Source organism: Streptomyces sp. NPDC005898 (assembly GCF_040629635.1).
Classification (GTDB): Bacteria; Actinomycetota; Actinomycetes; order Streptomycetales; family Streptomycetaceae; genus Streptomyces.
In genome coordinates, this window is sequence record NZ_JBEXWC010000007.1 from 250,511 (window position 1) to 270,744 (window position 20,234).

Here is a 20,234-nt window from a genome sequence, read left to right on the forward strand (position 1 = left end):
AACGCGTGAGCAACGACCAGCAGGGCATCACCGCTGACCAGTGGCGCCAGGCCAAGCTGATCTGGAACTACCACCAGATGCAGCACGAGCTGCGGCCCGTCGACGTGGCGATCGGATTGGGCAGCCACGACCTCGGCGTCGCAGCCCATGCCGCCGAGCTGTACCGTTCCGGGCTCTTCCCCACCCTGGTCTTCACCGGCGGCAACAGCCCCACCACTGCGAAGGTCTTCCCGCGTGGTGAGGCCGTCCATTTCCGCGAGCACGCCATCGATCTCGGCGTCCCCGCCGAGGCGATCCTGCTGGAACCGAACGCGGGCAACACCGGGCAGAACATCACCCTCTCGCGTGAGGTCCTCGTCGCCGCAGGCATCACCCCGGCGTCGGTGCTGCTGGTCTCCAAGCCCTATATGGAGAGGCGGTCGTTCGCGACCGCCCGCGAGCTGTGGCCCGACGTCGAGATCCTCTGCGCGTCGGAGCCGCTGGAGTTCGACGACTATCTGAAGTCCATCGGCGACGAGAAACTCGTCCTGGACATGCTCGTCGGCGACCTCCAGCGGGTCATCGAGTATCCAAAGCTCGGATTCGCCATCGAGCAGGAGGTCCCGGAGGACGTGCATGCAGCGTACGAGTCCCTCATCCGCGGCGGCTTCACCAGCCGCCTCATCAACCCCTGACTTGCCCGAGCCAGGCGGGTGGTGTGCCATCCACCAGCCGAATTTGCTGCCCCGGCTGACCACGCTGGCCAAGCTGTTCGCGGCGGACTACTGGATCGTCCTGGACAACGTGCAGTTCACCCGCCGCGACTACCAGCACCGAGCCCGCCTCGCGAACCTCCACGACCCCGCCGGTCAGCAGTGGCTTACCATCCCCACCCGCCTGCCGAGCGGACGGCCCACCCTCATCCGCGACGCCGTGATCGACGACGTGGACCTGGCCCGCCGCAGGACCGCGGGGATGCTGCGGCAACACTATGGGGCCAGTCCTCACTGGCCCGCTCTCACCGAGGCCCTTGACCCGGTGCTGGATGCCTTCGACACCGGCAAGACCGCGAAGGTTGCCGAGACCTCCACCCGCGTCCTGCTGGACCTGCTGGGCTGGAAGGGCCAGGTCGTCACCAGCAGCCGTCTGCCGACCCGGCCGGGCCGCTCCGTCCGGCTCGCGGACCTTTCCGCGGCGACCGGCGCCCGCGCGTATCTGTGCGGGACCGGTGGCATGACCTATCTCGACCCCGCCCCGTTCACGGTTCAGAACATCGCCGTGGCCTCGTTTCGGCCGCCGACCACCGGCATCTGGTCCTCCGGCCGCCGCCTCAGTGCCCTGTGGGCCTTGGCCATCCTGGGCCCGGACGCCGTGGCAGCCCACCTCCGGGCTCTCCCGGCCCACCGCGGCTGGCTCCAGACGGCAGCCTGAACGAGCCGCCCCCTCCTCGTGGAGCGCGATCTGCCTCAGCTGGTTCGCCGGGCAGATGCCCAAGCCCCGCAGCGGCGGTACACCTGGAAGGCGGTCAGCCCCTTGGTGCCAGCGGCCTAGGGCGTGTTTCGAAAGTCCCGTCTGCCTGGCGACGCCTGGCCCGCCCTGCGGGCGGACGACGCTACTTTCGAAACACGCCCTAGTCGTATGTCCAGGCGCGGCCGGTCTGGCGGTACTTCTCTACGGGGATCGGGTCGACGCCTGTTCGCATGCGGGCGGGGTAGAGCAGTCCGTCGAGGTGGTCGATCTCGTGGTGGATGAGGCGGGCGAGGCCGCGCTCGTACGCGGTGGTCACCGGCTCGCCGGTCAGAAGCGTGGCCTCCACCGTGATCTTCAGGGGGCGGGGCACGAGGCCACGCACGTCGAAGAAGCTCAGACAGCCCTCGTACTGCTCATCCATCTCCTCGGAGCGAATGGTGATCCGGGGGTTGAGCAGGATGACGGCAGGTGTGTCGCCGGGCGGCTGGACGACCGCGACGGCGCGGCCGATGCCGATCTGTGGGGCGGCGATGCCCATGCCCTTGGCGAAGGGGTGGACCCGGCCGATCCGCTCCATGGCAGCGAACAGCTCGTCGGTGATGCGCTCGGCCTCGTCGCGCTCGGCGGGCAGGTCGAAGGCGCGGGCCGGTTCGGCGAGGACGCCGGCGCCGTGCTGGACGACTCCGAGGTCGCGCATCTGCCGGCTGGGCCGCACGTCGCTCACCTGAACTCCTTTTGATCCGAGTCGTGTTCGGGCCGTGCCCTGAATCGCCACTCCAGACGGTACCGAGCGTGCAGGGCCGGTGTGGTCGTGGTCCCTGTGCATCCCCCGGCCGATGATGAAGTCGATGGAATGGAGACGATGAAGAAGTCACCGTCCACCGCGGAGGCCTGGACGGGCTCGCCACGGGCTTCTGCCCGGGGGTGGTGTGGCATGCTGGGGTGATTTTGGGAGAGCGTTTTCTGGGGGGCCCTTGAACATTCTCGTACGCTGCTCGTCCGGCGGTGCCGAGGAGCAGCTTCGGTCGCTCGCCGCCTGGCTCGACTCCGACAGGGTGGTCCGCCGTTCCCTGCGGGCCGAGTTGGGGAACGGCTCCCCCGCGGAGCCCGGTCACCAGGGCAACGGCATCGACATCCTGGCCCTCGTGCTCGGCAGCGGATTCAGCGCCGCCTCCCTGGCCACCTCCATCGCGAGCTGGCGCTCCACCCGCCCCCGGCGTCCCACTCTCACCGTCGAGCGGCCGGACGGCACCGTGGTGCACATCAGTGGTGAGTCGGAGGAGGAAGCCGAGCGTCTGCTCCGCCGCGTCCTGGGGGAATGACGTGGCTGCGCCAGAGTCGGCGAAGCTGCCCGATCCCGACGGCACCCGCGTCGTCCTCGTCGGCGCGAGCGCCTTCTCCGCGCTGGACTCCTTGCCGGCGGTGCGGGGAAACCTCACGATCCTGCGGAACCTGCTCCGGGACAAATGGCAGCTGCCCGCCGATCACTGCACGGTCCTCGCCGATCCGCCGCTTCCACGGGATGTCTCCCGCGCTGTCGGCAAGGCCGCCAGGGAAGCCTCCGACACGCTGCTGATCTACTACGCGGGCCACGGGTTGATCGAACCCAGGACCGGTCGTCTGCACCTCGCCATCGAAAGCAGCGATCCACGTTCCGTGCACGACTCGGCCGTTCCTTACGACTGGATCCGGATGGACGTCGAGGGGAGCCGGGCCCAGCGCCGCATCGTCGTCCTCGACTGCTGCTACAGCGCCCGCGCCTTCGGCGTGCAGTCGAACGCGCCCGCTCTGGAGCTGGACGGCACCTACCTCCTGGCCGCCGCCGCGGAGACTGCGGTCGCGCTCGCGCCACCCGGCGAGCCGGTCACGGCTTTCACCGGTGAATGGGCCTCCATCCTCCAGGAGGGAATCCCGGGCGAGACCCAACTGCTCACCCTGGACGCAATCTTCACGCGGCTGCGCACCCGGCTCGTCACGAGAGAGCGTCCGGAGCCTCAACGCCTGTGCCGCAATCAGCTCGGGCAGGCGCCTTTCATCCGCAACGCCGCCTACACGGCACCGCGCGACACACCCGAGGGTGCGGAGGCCGGCCCCGAGAGCCCCGACTCCCTCCTGGCGGACCAGGCCATCGCCGACCTCTACACCAGCCGCAGCCTGGCGGACACCCTGCAGGCCGCCGCGGACGGCATCGTGACGCATCTCGGGTACGGGCTCGCCGCCGTCAACCTGGTGCGGCCCGACGGTGATCTGGTCGTGGCCGCGCTCGCCGGCGATCCTGGGGCCGAGGCCGTGATGACGGGCCGCGTCGGCTCCCGTGAGTCCTGGGAACGCCGGCTGGCGATGGGCGAGGACTGGGACCTGCTGCGCTTCATCCCCCACACCGAGGGCTGGGTGCTCTTCGACGACGACGTCCCCCAGTGGCGCACGGACGGCCCCTTGCCCCAGCGGGAACAGGAGTGGCATCCGGAGGACCGCCTCTACGCCCCGATGTACACGGCCGGCTTCCGCAACGAACTGATCGGTGTCATCTCGGTCGACCTGCCGCGCAACGGACTGCGGCCCGGCCCCCAGACCCGCGGCCATCTGCGCCGCTACGCCTACCACTGCGGCACCGCCATCGGCAATGCCCGGTTGCGGGCCAACATGCAACGCGCGCTGGTCCGCCTGGAACGCGAACAGCAAGCCCTGCGCGCCAGCGAGGAGTCCTTCCGCCAGGCGTTCGAGTACGCCCCTTCCGGTGTCGCCATCGCCGAACTGGGCGGTGACCGTAACGGCAGGCTGCTCCGGGCGAACGACGCGTTGTGCACCATGCTCGGCCGCCCCGCCTCGGCGATGCGGCGGCACTCCTTGGCCGATCTCGTCCACCCGGAGGACATCGGGACTCTGCTGCGCGTGGCTCCCCAGGGCGGGTACGGAGAAGTCCGGCTGGCCCGGCGTGACGGCACCTACGTACCGGTGAGGCTGCGTACCTCGATCGTGGCCGACGTGTCCGACGGCCCGATCTTCCAGCTGTCCCACATCGACGAGATCCGCCCGGCCCCCAGCCCCGAACCGACGGTTCCGGCACCTGTCGGTGCCGCGCGGACCGAGTCGTTCGGCTCACCGGAGGGCAGGGAGCCGAACGAGCAGGCCACGGGCGAAGACGCGCAGACCGTGCGGTGGGCGCTGCCCTTTCCGACACGCCTCGGGCGCGGCTGGTCGCGCCGCTTCCGCCCGGACGGCGGGACCGGACGGTAGGGCGCCCCCTTCAAGGGCCGGTCGTACGCGCCTGGCCTCGGCCGGGGGCTCGGGTTCGTAGGAAGCGGATCGACGGGGCCGGGGGGCTGCCGTCCTGGGGCGGGTCCCCCGGGGTGACCACCGCGCGTACCCCGTAGACCTCGGCGATCAGTTGCTCCGTGATCACCTCCGCCGGGGTGCCCGCCGCGTACGCCGTGCCCTCCTTCAGGATCAGCACGTGGTCGCAGTACATCGCCGCCAGATTGAGGTCGTGCAGCGCGATCACGCTGGTGAGGGGGAGTTCCGCGATCAGTGCGAGCAGTTCCAGCTGGTGCTGGACGTCCAGGTGGTTGGTCGGTTCGTCCAGGAGGAGTTCGCGGGGTTCCTGGGCCAGGGCGCGGGCGATCTGCACGCGCTGGCGTTCGCCGCCGGACAGCGTGTGCCAGGACTGGGCCGCCCGCTCGGTGAGGCCCGTGTGCTCCAGCGCCTCCCGCACCGCCCGCTCGTCCTCGGGCGTGGGGGCCGACCACGCGCGGCGGTGCGGGACGCGACCCAGGCGTACGACATCTCGTACCGTCAACTCGACCTGCGTGGACGCGTGTTGCTCGACCACGGCGATGCGGCGCGCCACCGCCCGGCGGGGCGTGTCGGCGAGCGGACGGCCGTCCAGGGTGACCACCCCGGCGGCGGGCGCGAGGACTCCCGCGAGGAGGCGCAGCAGCGTGGACTTGCCGGAGCCGTTGGGGCCGAGGAGGCCCACGGTGGCGCCGGGCGGCGGGGCGAGGCTGACGCCGTCCACCACGAGTCGGCCGCCGGCCTCGCGGGCGACACGGTCCGCGCGCAGGCCGCGCCCGGTCCCGACCGGCCCTTCCCGACCCCCGGTCCCAGCCGGCCCTTCCCGACCCCCGGTCCCAGCCGGCCCTTCCCGGCCCCCGATCCCGGCCAGCCCTTCCCGGCCCCCGGTCCCGGCCGGCCCTTCCCGACCCCCGGTCCCGGCCGGCCCTTCCCGACCCCCGGTCCCGGCCGGCCCTTCCCGACCCCCGGTCCCGACCGGCCCTTCCCGGCCCCCGGGTCCGCGCACCGTGTCGGGCGTCGTCTCGGGCCTCACCTCGTCCGACCTCTCGGGCCTCACGTCGTCGCTCCCCGCGTCCGGTACAGCACCAGCACGAACGCCGGTACGCCGATCAGTGACGTCACCACACCCACCGGGACCTCCTGGGGGTCCAGGGCCGTGCGGGCCAGCGTGTCCACCCAGATCAGGAAGAGCGCCCCGGCCAGTGCCGTGACCGGCAGCAGGCGGGCGTGGCCGGCGCCGGCGAACGCGCGGGCCGCGTGCGGCAGGACCAGGCCCACGAAGCCGATGGCGCCCGCCGAGCTGACCAGCGCGGCGGTCAGCAGCGCCGTCACGCAGAGCAGCACGAGCCGGGTGCGCGCCACGTGCACGCCCAGCGTCGCCGCCGCCTCCTGGCCGAACGCGAAGGCGTCGAGCGTACGGGCGTGGCCGAGGCAGACGACCAGCGCCACGGCGAGGACGGCGCCGCACAGCCACACGTCCGTCCAGCCCGCCCCGCTGAGCGAGCCCAGCAGCCAGAACAGCACGCCCCTGGTGGTCTCCGCGTCGCCCGCCGTGAGGACGACGAACGACGTCAGGGCGGAGAAGAGCTGCAGCGCGGCCACGCCGGACAGCACCACCCGGTCCGTCGTCCCGCCCAGCGTGTGGCTCAGGAGCAGGACGAGCGCGAAGGACAGGAGCGCGCCCGCGAAGGCCCCCGCCGAGATGGACACCGCTCCCCCGCCCACCCCGAGGACGACGACCGCGACGGCCCCCGTGGACGCCCCGGACGACACCCCGAGCACGAAGGGGTCCGCGAGGGGGTTGCGGAGCAGGGACTGCATGACCGCCCCGCACACCGCGAGGCCCGCGCCGCAGACGGCGGCGAGCAGGGTGCGGGGCATCCGCAGGTTCCAGACGATGCCGTCCCTGAGGGGGGTGAGGCGCGACTCGCCCCAGCCGAGGTGCGCGGCGAGCACCGACCACACGTCGGGCACGGAGATGTCGGCGGGGCCGATGGTGACGGCGAGCGCCACGGACAGCGCGAGCGCCGCGCACGCGGCCAGCCACAGCAGCCCCTGCCGGGCGGGTGCGGCCACGCTCATGTGGTGAGCCCGAACTTCCGCAGCCCGGCCGCCACTTGCTCGATGCCGTCGACGGTGCGGATCGTGGGGTTCATGGCCTGGCCGCTGAGCCGGACGTACCGTTTCTTCCTGACGGCGGTCAGGTTCTTGGTCGCCGGGTTGGTCTCCAGGAACCTGATCTTCGCCTCGGCGCTCTCGGCCGACTGCGACCTGCGGGTGAGGTCGCCGAGGACGAGGACGTCGGGGTCGCGGTCGGCGACGGTCTCCCAGTTGATCTGGGGCCACTCCTCGCGGGTGTCGTGGAAGGCGTTCTTCGCGCCGAGTTCGCGGGTGATGATGCCGGGCGCGCCGCAGCAGCCCGCCATGTACGGGGCGTCGGAGTTGGCGAACCAGTACAGGATCGTCGCGTCGGACGCCTCGACGTCCTTCGTGGCCTTCGTGACGCGGCCCTTCAGGTCGGCGATCAGCCGCTCGCCGCGCTGGCGCACGCCGAACACCTTCGCCAGGTCGCGGATCTCGCCGTAGACGGTGTCCATGGTGAGGGTCCGCACGCGTTTGCCGTCGCCGCCGCCGTCGTTGTCCTTGCCCGCGCAGTCGGTGGGCGAGACGTAGACGGGCACGCCGAGGTCGGTGAACTTCGCGCGGTCGGCGACGCCGCCCTTGCCGACGGTGTAGAGGAAGGAGGCGCTGACGAAGTCCGGTTCCTTGGCGAGGACCTTCTCCAGGGAGGGGTAGCGGTCGGCGAGCCGCTCCACCTTCGCGTTGTCCTTCGCCAGGTTCTTCGCGACCGGGTCGGTCCAGGTGCCGGTGCCGGCCATGCGGTCGGCGAGCCCGAGGGAGAGCAGGATCTCCGTGGAGCCCTGGTCGAGCGAGACGGCGCGCTGGGGCGGGGCCGTGACCCGCACGTCCTTGCCGCATGAGGCGACGGTGACGGGGTAGCCGTCGGCGCCCTTGCCCGCGGGCTCCGGCGCCGAGCCGCCGCCGCAGGCGCTGAGCGCGAGCGTGCCGGCCATGAGGAGTGCGGCACGGCGCAGGACGGATGTACGGGCTTTCGAGGACACGCGATCCCTTGAGTGTCACGGCTCATACGCGGAGCCTGGTCTGCGTCACGACCTTCGCCGCCCGGTGTGCGGGCGAAGGCGCCAGCAGGTCTTCGGACTCGGGATCAACCGGGCGGGGCGCCTTCCCGGGCGTCGTGAGACGCCCAGTGGCCGTGGCCCCGCCCGTCCCCCTCACCGCTGCGCGTCAGTTCCGGATTCGCACCGGATTCCCTGGCCCAGGTGTGGGTTTGACTGGCTTGCGCAAGTTATCACGCGTGCTCACGGGGTCGGTCCGGGCCTCGGCTCGCCCCGGTAGGAGCCGAAGGACCAGTGGTTTCCCTCCGGGTCCGCGACGGCGAACTCTCGGCCGCCGTACGGTTTGTCCTCGATCTCGGCGATGACCCGCACGCCCGCCTCGGTGAGCCGGCGGTACAGGTCCTCCACCCGGTCGGTGACGACGTAGGCGCTCGCGGTGCCGGGTGTGCCGCAGGTGCCCTCGGTGGCGGGGTCGTGGGAGCCGAGCATGACGCCGCCGCCCTCGGGCCAGTCGAGCTGGGCGTGCACGACGCGGCCGCCGTCCTCGTGGACGGCCGTGCGCAGGAAGCCGACGGTGCCGACGAGGAAGTCGATCAGCGCGGGGGCGTCCTCGGCCTGGAGGCCCGGCCAGATGGTGGGGGCGGGCGCGCCGGGCGCGGGCGCGCCGGGGGTGGGTGCGCTGGAGGCGGGCGCGCCGGGGGTGGGCGCGCTGGAGGCGGGTGCGTTGGAGGCGGGGGACGGTGCGGGGTTCGGTGTGGTGTTGGTCATGTCCCTCACTCTTCGCCCTCGCCGTGCGCCTCGGCTTGGATGTTCCGGCACTCTTCGGCGAGCCAGCCGGTGGGGCTCGTCCCCGTGTACCGGCGGAAGTCGCGTACGAGGTGGGAGTGGTCGCAGTAGCCGGTGTCGGCCGCGACCCGGGCGAGGTTCGGCGGGCCGCCCGCCGCGACGGCGCGGACCACGGCGTCCTTCGCGTGCTGGAAGCGCATCAGGCGGGCGGCCTGCTTGGGGCTCAGCCCGGTCTCGGCGCGAAAGAGCGCGGTCAGGCGGCGTTCGCTGAGCGCGACGTGCCGGGACAGGGCGCCCAGCGTGTCCGCGCCGCGGTGCCGGGCCAGCCGGGCCCAGGCCTCGGCGACCTCGGGACGTACGGTCCCGGCGGTACGGTCCGTGGCCGCGCGCCGGCGCAGGTAGGCGGAGAGGGCGGCGAAGCGGTCCTCCCAGCGGTCCAGCTCGCACAGCCGCTCGCGGAGGTCGCCGGCGCGCTCGCCGAACACGTCGGTGCCGGCGACGACGGACTGTCCGGTCAGCGCTCCGGCGGGCAGGCCGAGGAGGGCGCGGGCCGCCAGCGGGTGCACGGCGAGCTGGATGCCCGCCTCGTGCTCGGGCTGGACGACGTACACGGGGCTCTGGTGCAGGCCGCCCACGACGATGTCGGTGCGGGTGGCGTCCGGGCCGGTCGCCCGGTCGGGGGTGTCGCCGCCGGCGATGGCGCCGTCCAGCGAGAAGATCACCGTCAGGTGGGGCGAGGGCAGGCCCCGGTGCAGGGCGGGGCGCTGTCCCGCGGTGCGGTAGCCGACCGCGGAGACGACCATGCCGTCGAGCCGGGGGACGGCCCTGACGAACTCACGGGAGCCCATGCGGCCAGTATGGGCGATGCGACCGCTCCCCGCGGCGGCCCCAGCCGCCCGCGGCGGCCCCCGCCGTCCCCGCTGGCCCAACGCCGTCACCGCCGGCGCCCGCCCTCCCCCGGGTCCGGCGTCCCTCTCCCCTACCCGCCTCCGCCTCCCCCCATGCCGCCGCCGCCCGGTGACGTCGATCATGGGAATCGGCCCCCGGGGGCCCATAGAGTTGCGCGCCGCTCCGAACGGGGCGCACACCGCTCTCAGGGAACGGCAGGGACGCAGAGACATGGCAGCAGTACGGGTGAAGAGCAGGCCGGCCCTCATCGGCGCCATGGGCGCGCTGGCCGCCGCCGTCCTCGCGGGCAGCGCGCTGTGGCCGACGGACCAGGCGAGCGCCGCCGACACCTCGGCGGCCACCGCCCGCGAGCTGTCGCACTGGCCGAAGCCGGTCGCGAAGCGGCTCGGCGAGGTCATCGCCGCGAACGACCACAAGGGCGCGTACGCCGTCTTCGACGCGGACAACACGACGTACCGCAACGACCTGGAGGAGTCGCTGCTGCCCTTCCTGGAGATGAAGGGCGTCCTGACCCGCGAGACCATGGACCCGTCCCTGAAGGTCATCCCCTTCAAGGACAAGGCCGGGCACAAGGAGAGCCTCTACAGCTACTACAACCGGCTGTGCGAGGTGGACGACCAGGTCTGCTACCCCTGGGCCGCGCAGATCTTCTCCGGATTCACGCTGAGGGAACTCAAGAAGTACGTCGACGAGCTGCTGGCGTACGGCAAGCCGATCCCCGCCGAGTACTACGAGGGCGGGAAGCCGACGCGGACCGAGGTGAAGCCGCCGGAGTTCTCCCCGGGCATGCGGCAGCTCTACCGGACGCTGCGGGCGCACGGCATCGAGGTGTACGTCGTCAGCGCGGCGGCCGAGGACCTGGTGCGCATGGTCCTCGCGGACCCGAAGTACGGCTACGGCGTGCGGCCGCAGAACGTCATCGGCGTCTCGCTCCAGCTCAAGGACCGCGGGACCGGTGACGTCACCACCTCCCGCAAGGAGATCGCCGAGGGCCGCTTCGGCGAGAAGGAGCGGGCGCGGCTCGCCGGGCGCGAGCTGACGCCGAACCTGTGGGCGCCGCTGACCTGGTTCGAGGGCAAGCCCGCGGCGATCAACACCTACATCGACGAGTGGCGGAAGCCGGTCCTGGTGGCCGGGGACACCCCGGTCAGCGACGGCCCGATGCTGTTCCACTCCGCGGACGTGGAGCACGGCGGCGTACGGGTGTGGGTCAACCGCAAGGACGCGTACATGAAGCAGCTCGACGGTATGAAGGAGGAGAACGCGCGGCGCCAGCGGGAGTTGGGCCAGAAGGTGACCGCGGACAAGCGGTGGCTGACGGTCACACCGGAGCAGATCGGCTGACACGCCGCACGACCACGTCGACCGCGGGGGTACGGGGTCACGGCCGTACGGGTCACGGCCGTACGGGTCATGGGCGCACCGCTCATGACTCCCCGGCCCGGCATCCCCCCGCCCGGCGCCCGTCGGCGGTCGCCCAGGCCGCCACCCGCTTGGCGAGCGCGCCGCCCGCCCGGGCCCAGGCGAAGTGGTCGAGCCGGGTGCCGGTCTCCCGCGCGGTCAGGTGGTGGCGGGTCAGGCGCGCCCGCGGGGTCTTGGCGAGCAGGTGGTCGAGGGCGCCGACGGGGGCGTAGGCGTCGCGCTCGACGGAGACGGCGAGCACGGGCAGATCCAGGGTGCCGAGCGCCGTCTCGTAGTCGAGCGCGGAGCCCCTGGCGCGGTAGCGCCCCGTACGCACCTGGCGCGCCCAGTCGCGCATGACGCCCCTCGGCTGGTCGCCGCCGAAGCCGAGCCGGGTGCCGGGCCAGCGGCCGAGCACGGCCGCCGTGGCGGTGATCAGCAGTTGGGTCAGGAGCAGGCCGGGGCCGCGCAGGGCGCCGAACGCGCGGAACCAGACCGAGCCGGTGGCGACGATCACCACTCCGTCGACGCCGGGGCCCCAAAAACCGGAACCCCCTACGCCGGAGCCCCCTACGCCCGATCCCCCGACACCGGCGTCCCTCAAGTCCGGGCCCCCGACGCCCGAGCCCCCGAACTCCGAGCCCCCTGCGCCGACGGCCTTCCTCGCCAATGACGCGTACACCAACGCGAGTTGCCCCCCGAGGCTGTGGCCGAGGAGGTACAGGGGCGGCTCGGGGCCCAGCTCGGCGCGGATCGCGGCGAGGACGGCCGGCAGGTCCTCCTCGACGATCGCCCGGTAGCCGTGGTCGCCCGCCGCGCGGCCGGTGGCGCGCGAGGTCGCCTCGCCCTGACCGCGCAGGTCGGCGGTGAGCGCGGTCAGCCCCTCGTCGTGCAGCTGACGCGCGAAGCGGCGGTAGAAGCGGGCGGGGGTGCCCATGGCCGGCAGGACGAGCACCACGGGAGCCGGGGGCGGGCCCGGCGCCGGCCCCGAGCCGGACGGCAGGAAACGTTCCGGCGCGGGGGCGCGCAGGCCGCGCACCGGAAGGCAGGTGCCGTCCGGGAGTTCGGCGGTCGTCACGAGGGGCAGCGCGGCGACGGGTTCCGGCTGGGTCATGGGGCCCAGCATGTCCCATCGCACACATGACCGCACGGGCCCCGCGCCGAAACGGGGCACGCCGGGACGGAGCCACGACGGGACGGGGCGCGCGGCGGGCAACTCCCGCCGTGCGCCCCGCATTTGGTCGGCCGGCGCTGCGCGGCCGCTCGCTCAGCGGCTGTAGCGCATCAACGCGCGCACCATGTGGCAGGTGATGTCGGAGGGCGGGTGGATCCCGACCTGCTCCGCCATGCTCCTGATCGTGGTGTTCCTCGCCTGGTTCGGCAGATGGACGCCCGAGTCGAGCAGGGCGATCGCCAGGCGCATGGCCTTCAGACGGCGGTTGTGGTGGACGTACCACTCGCGGGGGCGGCCGGCGGGCAGCGCCTTCTTCTCCAGCGGGGCGTACGGCAGGTCGATCAGTACGGGTCGGGAAACACGCTTCTTCGTCGGTGCGGCAGCGGGCACGGGCATCCTCCTGTCGCGGTCGGGACCCCCCGTCGGGCGCCCTCGAACACTACGTTGATTCTACCGCCCGGCACTGACAATCGCCGCTGGCCAGACGGGCTTTGAGGCATTCGAACAAGGCCGTGCCGCACGGGCCTGGGGCGGGTGGTTCGGGGGGTAGCGTGTGGGCATGGAGATCTGGATCAACCCCGCCTGTTCGAAGTGCCGGAGCGCCCTGACGCTGCTCGACGCGGAGGGCGCCGACTACACCGTGCGCCGCTACCTCGACGACGTGCCGAGCGAGGACGAGATCCGTGCCGTCCTCGAACGCCTCGGCCTCGAACCCTGGGACATCACGCGGACCCAGGAGCAGGCCGCCAAGGACCTTGACCTCACCGACCGCGAGGCCTGGCCCCGTGACGCCTCGGCCCGCGCCCGCTGGATCAAGACCCTCGCCGAGCACCCGAAGCTGATCCAGCGGCCCATCATCACCGCCGACGACGGCACGGCGGTGGTCGCCCGGACCGAGGAGGCCGTGCGGGACGCGCTCGCCCGCTGACGCCCGGGAGCGGGCGCCGCCGCCTCCGAGCCCGCGGAAACCGGTCGGGAGCGTATACGGACCGGCCCCCGCGAGCGCGCGGGTGGCGGCGCCGCACCCGGGACCGCCGCCGCCGACGCGGCCCCCGAGTGACGTGGGCCACACCCCGAGCAGGTAACACGGGGTTCACACGAGGGCAACGGCCGGGAAATCGCGGATTGCCAGGCTGCCGCACATCACCACGGCACCGCAGCACCCGCACGTTCTGCGCCGTACCGAACGTTTCAAGGATGGGGCCCCCGTGACCTTCAAGGCTGAGTACATCTGGATCGACGGCACCGAGCCGACCGCCAAGCTCCGTTCGAAGACCAAGATCCTCGGGGACGACGCGAAGGGTGCGGAGCTGCCGCTGTGGGGCTTCGACGGATCCAGCACGAACCAGGCCAAGGGGCACGCCTCGGACCGGGTGCTGCGGCCCGTCTTCACCTGCCCGGACCCGATCCGCGGCGGCGACGACGTACTCGTCCTGTGCGAGGTCCTCAACACGGACATGACCCCGCACGAGTCCAACACCCGCGCCGAACTGGCCGAGGTCGAGGCCCGGTTCGCCGCGCAGGAGCCGATCTTCGGCATCGAGCAGGAGTACACCTTCTTCGAGGGCGACCGCCCGCTCGGCTTCCCCGTCGGCGGCTTCCCCGCCGCGCAGGGCGGCTACTACTGCGGCGTCGGCTCGGACGAGATCTTCGGCCGCGACGTCGTCGAGGCGCACCTGGAGAACTGCCTGACGGCGGGCCTCGGCATCTCCGGCATCAACGCCGAGGTCATGCCCGGCCAGTGGGAGTTCCAGGTCGGCCCGCTCGCCCCGCTGGAGGTCTCCGACCAGCTGTGGATCGCCCGCTGGCTGCTCTACCGCACCGCCGAGGACTTCAAGGTCTCCGCGACCCTCGACCCGAAGCCGGTCAAGGGCGACTGGAACGGCGCGGGCGCGCACACCAACTTCTCCACCCGGGCGATGCGCGAGGGTTACGACGCGATCATCACCGCCTGCGAGTCCCTCGGTGAGGGCTCCAAGCCGATGGACCACGTCAAGAACTACGGCGCCGGCATCGACGACCGGCTCACCGGCCTGCACGAGACCGCCCCGTGGAACGAGTACAGCTACGGCGTCTCCGACCGCGGCGCCTCGGTCCGCATCCCCTGGCAGGTCGAGGTGGACCGCAAGGGCTACATCGAGGACCGCCGTCCCAACGCCAACGTCGACCCGTACGTGGTGACGCGCCTGCTCGTCGACACCTGCTGCTCCGCGCTGGAGAAGGCCGGCCAGGTCTGACCCGCCGTGCACACCGCCGACGGGGGCGCCCACCGGTACGGGTGGGCGCCCCCGTCGTCATCTGATTCAATGGGGAGCATGGGCAGCCACCAGAACACCTCGACGGGTCGTGACGACCTCGAGCCTTTCTGGCCCTCCCGTCAGCACCACGACTTCGACCGGGTGTGTTGCCGCGCGACGAACGCGCGGGCCCTCTAAAGCCGTTCACCCCGGCCTTCGCCTGACGCGCACGACGTAACGACGTACGTCTCGTTCTCGACGACTCCTTATCTCGCGCGAAAGAGCTGACCTCTCATGGCGAACTCCCGTACCTTCACCGCCACTGCCACCGCCACCGCCCCGTCCTCCGCCCGGGGGCGCCTGCGCGCCGTCGACCCGGACGAGGTGGTGCGCGTCCCCGACTTCCTGCCGCCCGGCGCCACCTGGCTGCCCGCGCCGCAGCACACCCTGCCGACCCTGCCGGGGCAGCCGCCGATGGTCGGCTACCTCGTCCTCGTGCCGGCCGCCGCGCAGGAGAGTGCCCCGCCGCAGGCACCGGCCACGGGGCCGATCACCATCGACGCCGTCCAGCGCTCCGCCGCCGTGGAGGGGCGGCCCCTGGACCTCACGTACCTGGAGTTCGAACTCCTCGCGCACCTCGTCGCGCACCCCCACCGGGTGCACACCCGCGACCAGTTGGTGACCACGGTGTGGGGGTACGGCCATGTCGGCGACGGGCGGACCGTGGACGTCCACGTGGCGCGGCTGCGGCGCAAGCTCGGCGCCGAGCACCGGGCGACGATCCAGACGGTGCGGCGGGTGGGCTACAAGTACGTGCCGCCGACGCCCCGCTGAGCGCCCGCCCTCTGCCGGCAGCAGAAGGCGTTCCCTGACCGCCGCGATCAGGGCAGAGTCACCCGCATGAGACTTCTGATGCTGGGTGGGACCGAGTTCGTGGGCCGTGCCGTCACCGAGGCGGCGCTGGCCCGTGGCTGGGAGGTGACCGTCTTCCACCGCGGCCGGCACGCCGCGCCGCGGGGCGCCCGCGCCGTGCACGGCGACCGGACGGCGGACGGCGGCCTCGCCGCGCTGGCCGGCGGCGAGTGGGACGTGGTGGTCGACACCTGGTCGGCGGCGCCGCACGCCGTACGGGACGCGGCGCGGCTGCTCGCCGGGCGGGCCGGACGGTATGTGTACGTGTCGAGCGGCTCCGTGTACCGCTACCCGGGCGAGGCCGGCTCCGACGAGAGCTTCCCCGTGGTGGACGGTGACCCGGACGCGGCGGCGACGACGTACGAGCGGGACAAGCGGGGCGGTGAGCTGGCCGCGCTCGACGCGTTCGGACCGGAGCGGACGATCCTCGCCCGGGCGGGGCTGATCCTCGGCCCGTACGAGAACATCGGCCGGCTGCCGTGGTGGCTGAACCGGATGGCGCGGGGCGGCCCCGTGCTGGCTCCCGGACCCCGGGATCTGGAGATCCAGTACGTCGACGTGCGGGACCTCGCCCAGTGGATCCTGGACGCCTCGGCGGCAGCCCTGCACGGCCCGTACAACCTGGTCAGTCCCATGGGCCGGTTCACGATGGGCGAGCTGCTCGACGCGTGCGCCGAGGTGGCGGGCGCCCCGGACGTGTCACTGCGGTGGACGGCACCGGAGGCGGTGCTGGAGGCGGGCGTCGAGCCGTGGTCGGAGCTGCCGGTGTGGCTGGCGCCCGGCGAGCTGCACGACACCATGCACCGCACCTCCTCGCGGAAGGCGATCTCCGCGGGGCTCGAGGCGAGGCCCGTCGCGGAGACGGTGCGCGACACGTGGGAGTGGCTGCGCTCCCTCGGCGGCACCCCGCCGCAGCGCCCGGACCGCCCGACGGTCGGCCTGCACCCCGCCAAGGAGGCCGAGGTGCTCGGGCTCTAGAGCCCCGGGTGGGTCCCGGGGGGTGTCGTCAGGTACACCCCCGGGCCGGGGGGCGGGCCCCGTGACCTGGGCGCGTGCGGCGGGCGAGACTGGGTGACGCCGTAGACGCCGAGAGGGATGGATGCCATGACGAGGCTGAAGGACGCAGTGATCGCGGGGGCCCGGGGCCTCTATCTGGCGATCGTCTCGATGGTGGGGTCGAACGTCCTCTTCGTCTTCTCGGTCGTCTCGATCGCGTTCCTCCCGCTCGGCATCGGCTTCCTCACCACCCCCGCCATCCTCCTGGGCGTGCGCAAGTACGCCGACGCGCACCGCGTGCGGGCCGCCGAGTGGTCCGGGGTGCGCATCCCGGTGCCCTATCGCCCCTTCCCCGTGGGGAAGCGGTCCGGCCTCGCCGGGCAGGTGGAGCGCTGCTCGCTGATGCTGAAGGACCCCGCGACCTGGCGTGACCTCCAGTGGCTCCTGGTGAACATGTCCGCGGGTGCCGTCCTCGCGCTCCTCCCTCCGGTGCTGCTGCTCTACATGGTCTACGGCTGGGTCCTCGCGCTCGGCGTGTGGGAGCCGATCCACGAGGCCGGCGGCGGCGAGTGGTTCGCCTTCATCCATGTGACCTCGCAGTCCACCGCCAACCAGGCGGCCGTGCTCGGCATGGTCATCTTCCTGCTGGGTGTCGCGGTCAACACCTCGCTCATACGCGCCCACTTCCTCCTCGCCCGTACGTTCCTCGCGCCCACGGCCGCCATGCGGGAGCGCCAACTGGCCGACCGCGTCGACCGGTTGACCGAGACCCGGCACGACGCCGTGGACAACTCCGCCGCCGAGCTGCGCCGGATCGAGCGCGACCTGCACGACGGCGCGCAGGCCCGCCTGGTCGCCATGGGCATGGACCTCGGCACCATCGAGGCGCTCGTCGAGTCGGACCCGGCCAAGGCCAAGCAGCTGCTCGCCGAGGCCCGGCGGAACTCCGGCGAGGCGCTGGGCGAACTGCGCGACCTGGTCCGCGGCATCCACCCGCCGGTCCTGGCCGAACGCGGCCTCGGGGACGCGGTGAAGGCCCTCGCGCTGCGCCTGCCGGTGGCCACCGAGGTCGACGTGGAGCTGCCGGGGCGGGCCGGGGCCCCGGTCGAGTCGGCGGCGTACTTCGCGGTGAGCGAGGCGCTGACGAACGCGATCAAGCACTCGGGCGCCGACCGCGTCTGGGTGGACGTGCACCACGCCGACGGCATGCTCCGCGTCTCCGTCACCGACAACGGCAGGGGCGGCGCGGACCCCGGGGCGGGCTCCGGGCTGAGCGGGATCGAACGCCGACTCGGTACATTCGACGGCGTCCTGGCCGTCAGCAGCCCCGCCGGCGGTCCCACCATGGTCACCATGGAGATCCCTTGCGCGTTGTCCTAGCCGAAGACCTCTTCCTGCTGCGCGACGGCCTGGTGCGGATGCTGGAGGCATTCGGCTTCGAGATCGCGGCCGCCGTGGAGAGTGGGCCCGAACTCACCAAGGCCCTCGCGGAGTTGGAGCCGGACGTCGCCGTGGTCGATGTCCGGCTCCCGCCGTCCCACACGGACGAGGGCCTCCAGTGCGCGCTGGCCGCCCGCCGCGCCCGGCCCGGACTGCCCGTCCTCGTCCTGTCGCAGCACGTCGAGCAGTTGTACGCGCGGGAGCTGCTGGCCGACGGCGCGGGTGGCGTCGGCTACCTCCTGAAGGACCGGGTCTTCGACGCGGCGCAGTTCATCGACGCCGTGCGCGGGGTCGCGGCCGGCGGCACCGCCATGGACCCGCAGGTGATCCAGCAGCTGCTGTCCCGGCGCTCGCGCGACCAGCCGCTCGGGGCGCTCACCCCGCGCGAGCGCGAGGTGCTCGAACTCATGGCGCAGGGCCGCTCGAACACGGCGATCGCCGCGCAGCTCGTCGTCACCGAGCGGGCCATCGCCAAGCACACGTCGAACATCTTCGGAAAGCTCGGCCTGCCGGTGTCCGACGACGACAACCGGCGGGTGCTCGCGGTGCTGGCCTATCTGGACCAAGGGCGCTGAACACGCAGGGCGGTTGATGCGTATGTAGTCCCATGGGACGCACATCACGAAAACGATCCAAGCTGGCGGGACGGATGATCGGCGCGTCGGCGGCCCTGCTCCTGGGCGGCGGCGGCCTGGTCGCGGTGAACGTCCACGCCAACGCCGACGAGACCGGCGACCGGCCGCCGCCGCGGAGCGCCGGGCAGCGGGTGTCGACCATCAGCTGCCCGGACGTGGCCACGGAACTGTCGGAGGTGCCCCCGCCCGCCCGCGAGGCGGTGGACCGCGAACTCGCCGAGCTGGACGGCCAGATCACCCGGGCCTACGACCAGCTCACCGCCGCGCGGGACAAGGAGTCCGTGCTCGACCCGCTGGCGGAGCGGCGGCGCGCCACCCTCGGCGAGATCGCGGACGCCATGGACCAGGCGGGCGGACGCCCCGAGGGGCTCGACGGCATGGCGCCCTGCACGGTGCGCGCCTCCATCGGAGACGGATCGCGCTCCGGTGGCCGCAGCGAGAACGGGCCCGTCGCCGAGGACTTCGTCGCGATCGAGTCCGTCCGGCCCGACGTGAACCGGCCCCGCGAGCAGCGGGGCGCCTCCCGGGGCACCTTCACCACGAAGTGCGGGCGGAACGAGAACGGCAAGTTCAACCCGGACAACGTCATCGTCGCCCCCGGGGTGGGCAACGGCGCCCACCACATGCACGACTACGTGGGCAACCAGGAGACGGACGCGTTCTCCGACGACGACGACCTCGCCGGCGGCGCCACCAGCTGCCGCGACCAGGGCGACAGGTCGACGTACTACTGGCCCGTGCTGCGGCTCCAGAACGGGCGGGACGAGGACGACGCTCGGGCGGACGGCGGCGGCAAGGACCAGAACGTCGGCGAGATCCAGACCCCGGCCTCGGTCACGCTGAAGTTCGTCGGCAATCCGCGGAGCAAGGTCGTCGCGATGCCGCGGTTCCTGCGGATCATCACCGGCGACGCCAAGGCGTTCACGAACGGCGACGCGAACGCCAACGCCTCGTGGAGCTGCACCGGTTTCGAGAACCGGCAGCTCACGGACAAGTACCCGATCTGCCCCGAGGGCAGCAAGGTCGTGCGCCGGTTCGCCTTCCAGAGCTGCTGGGACGGGCGGAACACCGACAGCGCCAACCACCGCACCCACGTCGCCTTCGCCGACCGGCGCACCGGCGCCTGCCCGCGGGGCTTCCGGGCCATCCCGCAGCTGGTGCAGCGCATCGTCTACGACGTGCCGCCGGGCCCGGGATTCGCCGTCGACTCCTTCCCCGAGCAGCTGCACAAGCCCGTCACCGACCACGGCGACTTCATCAACGTCTTCGACGAGCGGCTGATGCGGCGCGTCGCGGGGTGCGTCAACTCCGGGCGGCGCTGCTCCTGACAGCGGTCCCGCCCCTCGGGGCCGGCCCACCACCCCCGGGCCGGCCCCTTCGCGTCAGCCCATGCGGTGACCGCGGTGGCCCCCGCCGTGCCCGTGCGCGGCGTCCACCACGGTCCCGCCGAGCCGCTCGCGCAGCGCCGAGATGTCGGCGGGGCCGCCGACGGCGACCCAGCTGCCGCCGACGAGGTACGTGCCCCCGTAGTCGTTCGCCTCGTCGAGCCATTCGGCCTGGCCACGGGCGTTGGCGAAGGTGACGAGGACGTAGCGCCGGGCACCGTCGTCACAGGTGGCCTGACGCAGGTCGGCGGCGTCCGTCTGGACGTCGGCCGTGCACCCCGCCCTGGCCGCCAGCTGCTCCAGGCCGCCGCGCGCCGTGTCCGGTGTGTCGCCGCCTTCCGAGCCGCACCCCACGCTCACCGCACCGCATCCCACCAGCGCGAGCAGAAGGCCCACACCTCTGCCCGCCCGCGCCCTTCGTGCTGCCCGCATCGCCCACCGACCTCTTCCGGCGAGTGCGACTCGCCTGTCTCGTATGCGCC

The 20,234-nt window shown here is 72.7% G+C and carries 20 protein-coding genes, 1 pseudogene and 1 riboswitch; of the genes and pseudogenes, 12 read left to right on the top strand and 9 right to left on the bottom strand.

Translation table 11 applies throughout. From position 1 onward, the window contains the following. Nucleotides 1-5 precede the first annotated feature (5 nt). Together ABZ385_RS13015 and ABZ385_RS13020 are read left to right on the top strand one after the other, a co-directional pair. The gene (locus ABZ385_RS13015; protein ID WP_121891966.1) at nt 6-674 is read left to right on the top strand and encodes a YdcF family protein; all 669 of its coding nucleotides are present in this window, start codon (nt 6-8) and stop codon (nt 672-674) included. Between the two features lie 46 nt (nt 675-720). Continuing rightward, nucleotides 721-1,410 (top strand): WbqC family protein, encoded by a 690-nt coding sequence (locus ABZ385_RS13020; RefSeq protein ID WP_358911375.1) that lies wholly within the window; start codon nt 721-723, stop codon nt 1,408-1,410. Nucleotides 1,411-1,609: 199 nt separating this feature from the next. Here the strand turns inward: ABZ385_RS13020 and ABZ385_RS13025 are convergent, their stop codons facing one another. Continuing rightward, nucleotides 1,610-2,173 carry a peptide deformylase gene (locus ABZ385_RS13025; protein WP_358911325.1) on the bottom strand — a complete coding sequence of 188 codons (564 nt, stop codon included), beginning with the start codon at nt 2,171-2,173 and terminating at the stop codon, nt 1,610-1,612. Nucleotides 2,174-2,423: 250 nt separating this feature from the next. Here ABZ385_RS13025 and ABZ385_RS13030 point away from each other — a divergent pair, with 250 nt between their 5' ends. Together ABZ385_RS13030 and ABZ385_RS13035 are read left to right on the top strand one after the other, a co-directional pair. Next, nucleotides 2,424-2,771: a hypothetical protein gene (locus ABZ385_RS13030; RefSeq protein WP_358697616.1), complete on the top strand. Its 348-nt coding sequence runs from the start codon at nt 2,424-2,426 to the stop codon at nt 2,769-2,771. A 790-nt stretch (nt 2,772-3,561) separates the two neighbouring features. Then, nucleotides 3,562-4,479 (top strand): annotated as a pseudogene (locus ABZ385_RS13035) (PAS domain S-box protein); the annotation flags it as partial. Between the two features lie 217 nt (nt 4,480-4,696). Here ABZ385_RS13035 and ABZ385_RS13040 read toward each other — a convergent pair. The 5 genes from ABZ385_RS13040 to ABZ385_RS13060 form a co-directional block, all read right to left on the bottom strand. Next, complete coding sequence (locus ABZ385_RS13040) at nt 4,697-5,464, bottom strand: ABC transporter ATP-binding protein (protein WP_358911326.1); 768 nt, start codon at nt 5,462-5,464, stop codon at nt 4,697-4,699. A 329-nt stretch (nt 5,465-5,793) separates the two neighbouring features. Then, complete coding sequence (locus tag ABZ385_RS13045) at nt 5,794-6,822, bottom strand: iron chelate uptake ABC transporter family permease subunit (protein ID WP_358911328.1); 1,029 nt, start codon at nt 6,820-6,822, stop codon at nt 5,794-5,796. Beyond that, nucleotides 6,819-7,814 (bottom strand): ABC transporter substrate-binding protein, encoded by a 996-nt coding sequence (locus ABZ385_RS13050; protein ID WP_358590689.1) that lies wholly within the window; start codon nt 7,812-7,814, stop codon nt 6,819-6,821. The genes ABZ385_RS13045 and ABZ385_RS13050 overlap by 4 nt, the downstream gene beginning before the upstream one ends. A 113-nt stretch (nt 7,815-7,927) precedes the next feature. Further along, nucleotides 7,928-8,113, bottom strand: a riboswitch (cobalamin riboswitch). 7 nt (nt 8,114-8,120) lie between these two features. Continuing rightward, nucleotides 8,121-8,645 carry a VOC family protein gene (locus ABZ385_RS13055; protein ID WP_358911330.1) on the bottom strand — a complete coding sequence of 175 codons (525 nt, stop codon included), beginning with the start codon at nt 8,643-8,645 and terminating at the stop codon, nt 8,121-8,123. A 5-nt stretch (nt 8,646-8,650) separates the two neighbouring features. Then, complete coding sequence (locus ABZ385_RS13060; RefSeq protein WP_358911332.1) at nt 8,651-9,511, bottom strand: helix-turn-helix domain-containing protein; 861 nt, start codon at nt 9,509-9,511, stop codon at nt 8,651-8,653. A gap of 271 nt (nt 9,512-9,782) precedes the next feature. On the opposite strand from ABZ385_RS13060, the gene ABZ385_RS13065 reads away from it, so the two are divergent. After that, nucleotides 9,783-10,916 (top strand): HAD family hydrolase, encoded by a 1,134-nt coding sequence (locus ABZ385_RS13065; protein WP_358911334.1) that lies wholly within the window; start codon nt 9,783-9,785, stop codon nt 10,914-10,916. Between the two features lie 82 nt (nt 10,917-10,998). Here the strand turns inward: ABZ385_RS13065 and ABZ385_RS13070 are convergent, their stop codons facing one another. Together ABZ385_RS13070 and ABZ385_RS13075 are read right to left on the bottom strand one after the other, a co-directional pair. Continuing rightward, nucleotides 10,999-12,087, bottom strand: a complete 1,089-nt coding sequence (locus ABZ385_RS13070; protein WP_358911336.1) for an alpha/beta fold hydrolase — start codon at nt 12,085-12,087, stop codon at nt 10,999-11,001. 153 nt (nt 12,088-12,240) lie between these two features. Further along, entirely contained in the window at nt 12,241-12,543 is a 303-nt protein-coding gene (locus ABZ385_RS13075; RefSeq protein ID WP_358590586.1) for a hypothetical protein, read from the bottom strand. Between the two features lie 163 nt (nt 12,544-12,706). Between ABZ385_RS13075 and ABZ385_RS13080 the strand changes: the two genes are divergently transcribed. The 7 genes from ABZ385_RS13080 to ABZ385_RS13110 all read left to right on the top strand — a co-directional run bounded on the left by ABZ385_RS13080 (nt 12,707) and on the right by ABZ385_RS13110 (nt 19,695). Continuing rightward, complete coding sequence (locus tag ABZ385_RS13080; protein WP_358911338.1) at nt 12,707-13,075, top strand: ArsC/Spx/MgsR family protein; 369 nt, start codon at nt 12,707-12,709, stop codon at nt 13,073-13,075. Between the two features lie 280 nt (nt 13,076-13,355). Continuing rightward, nucleotides 13,356-14,384: a glutamine synthetase gene (gene glnII, locus ABZ385_RS13085; RefSeq protein ID WP_358590582.1), complete on the top strand. Its 1,029-nt coding sequence runs from the start codon at nt 13,356-13,358 to the stop codon at nt 14,382-14,384. Between the two features lie 294 nt (nt 14,385-14,678). Continuing rightward, nucleotides 14,679-15,218 (top strand): winged helix-turn-helix domain-containing protein, encoded by a 540-nt coding sequence (locus ABZ385_RS13090; protein WP_358699723.1) that lies wholly within the window; start codon nt 14,679-14,681, stop codon nt 15,216-15,218. Between the two features lie 66 nt (nt 15,219-15,284). Next, nucleotides 15,285-16,274 (top strand): NAD-dependent epimerase/dehydratase family protein, encoded by a 990-nt coding sequence (locus ABZ385_RS13095; protein ID WP_358911340.1) that lies wholly within the window; start codon nt 15,285-15,287, stop codon nt 16,272-16,274. A gap of 117 nt (nt 16,275-16,391) precedes the next feature. Next, nucleotides 16,392-17,672 carry a sensor histidine kinase gene (locus ABZ385_RS13100; protein WP_358911342.1) on the top strand — a complete coding sequence of 427 codons (1,281 nt, stop codon included), beginning with the start codon at nt 16,392-16,394 and terminating at the stop codon, nt 17,670-17,672. Then, nucleotides 17,657-18,307, top strand: a complete 651-nt coding sequence (locus ABZ385_RS13105) for a response regulator transcription factor (protein WP_358590164.1) — start codon at nt 17,657-17,659, stop codon at nt 18,305-18,307. The genes ABZ385_RS13100 and ABZ385_RS13105 overlap by 16 nt, the downstream gene beginning before the upstream one ends. Nucleotides 18,308-18,339: 32 nt before the next feature. Beyond that, nucleotides 18,340-19,695: a DUF1996 domain-containing protein gene (locus ABZ385_RS13110; RefSeq protein WP_358911344.1), complete on the top strand. Its 1,356-nt coding sequence runs from the start codon at nt 18,340-18,342 to the stop codon at nt 19,693-19,695. A gap of 54 nt (nt 19,696-19,749) precedes the next feature. Here ABZ385_RS13110 and ABZ385_RS13115 read toward each other — a convergent pair whose 3' ends face one another. Beyond that, complete coding sequence (locus ABZ385_RS13115; protein ID WP_358911345.1) at nt 19,750-20,112, bottom strand: hypothetical protein; 363 nt, start codon at nt 20,110-20,112, stop codon at nt 19,750-19,752. Nucleotides 20,113-20,234: the final 122 nt, after the last annotated feature.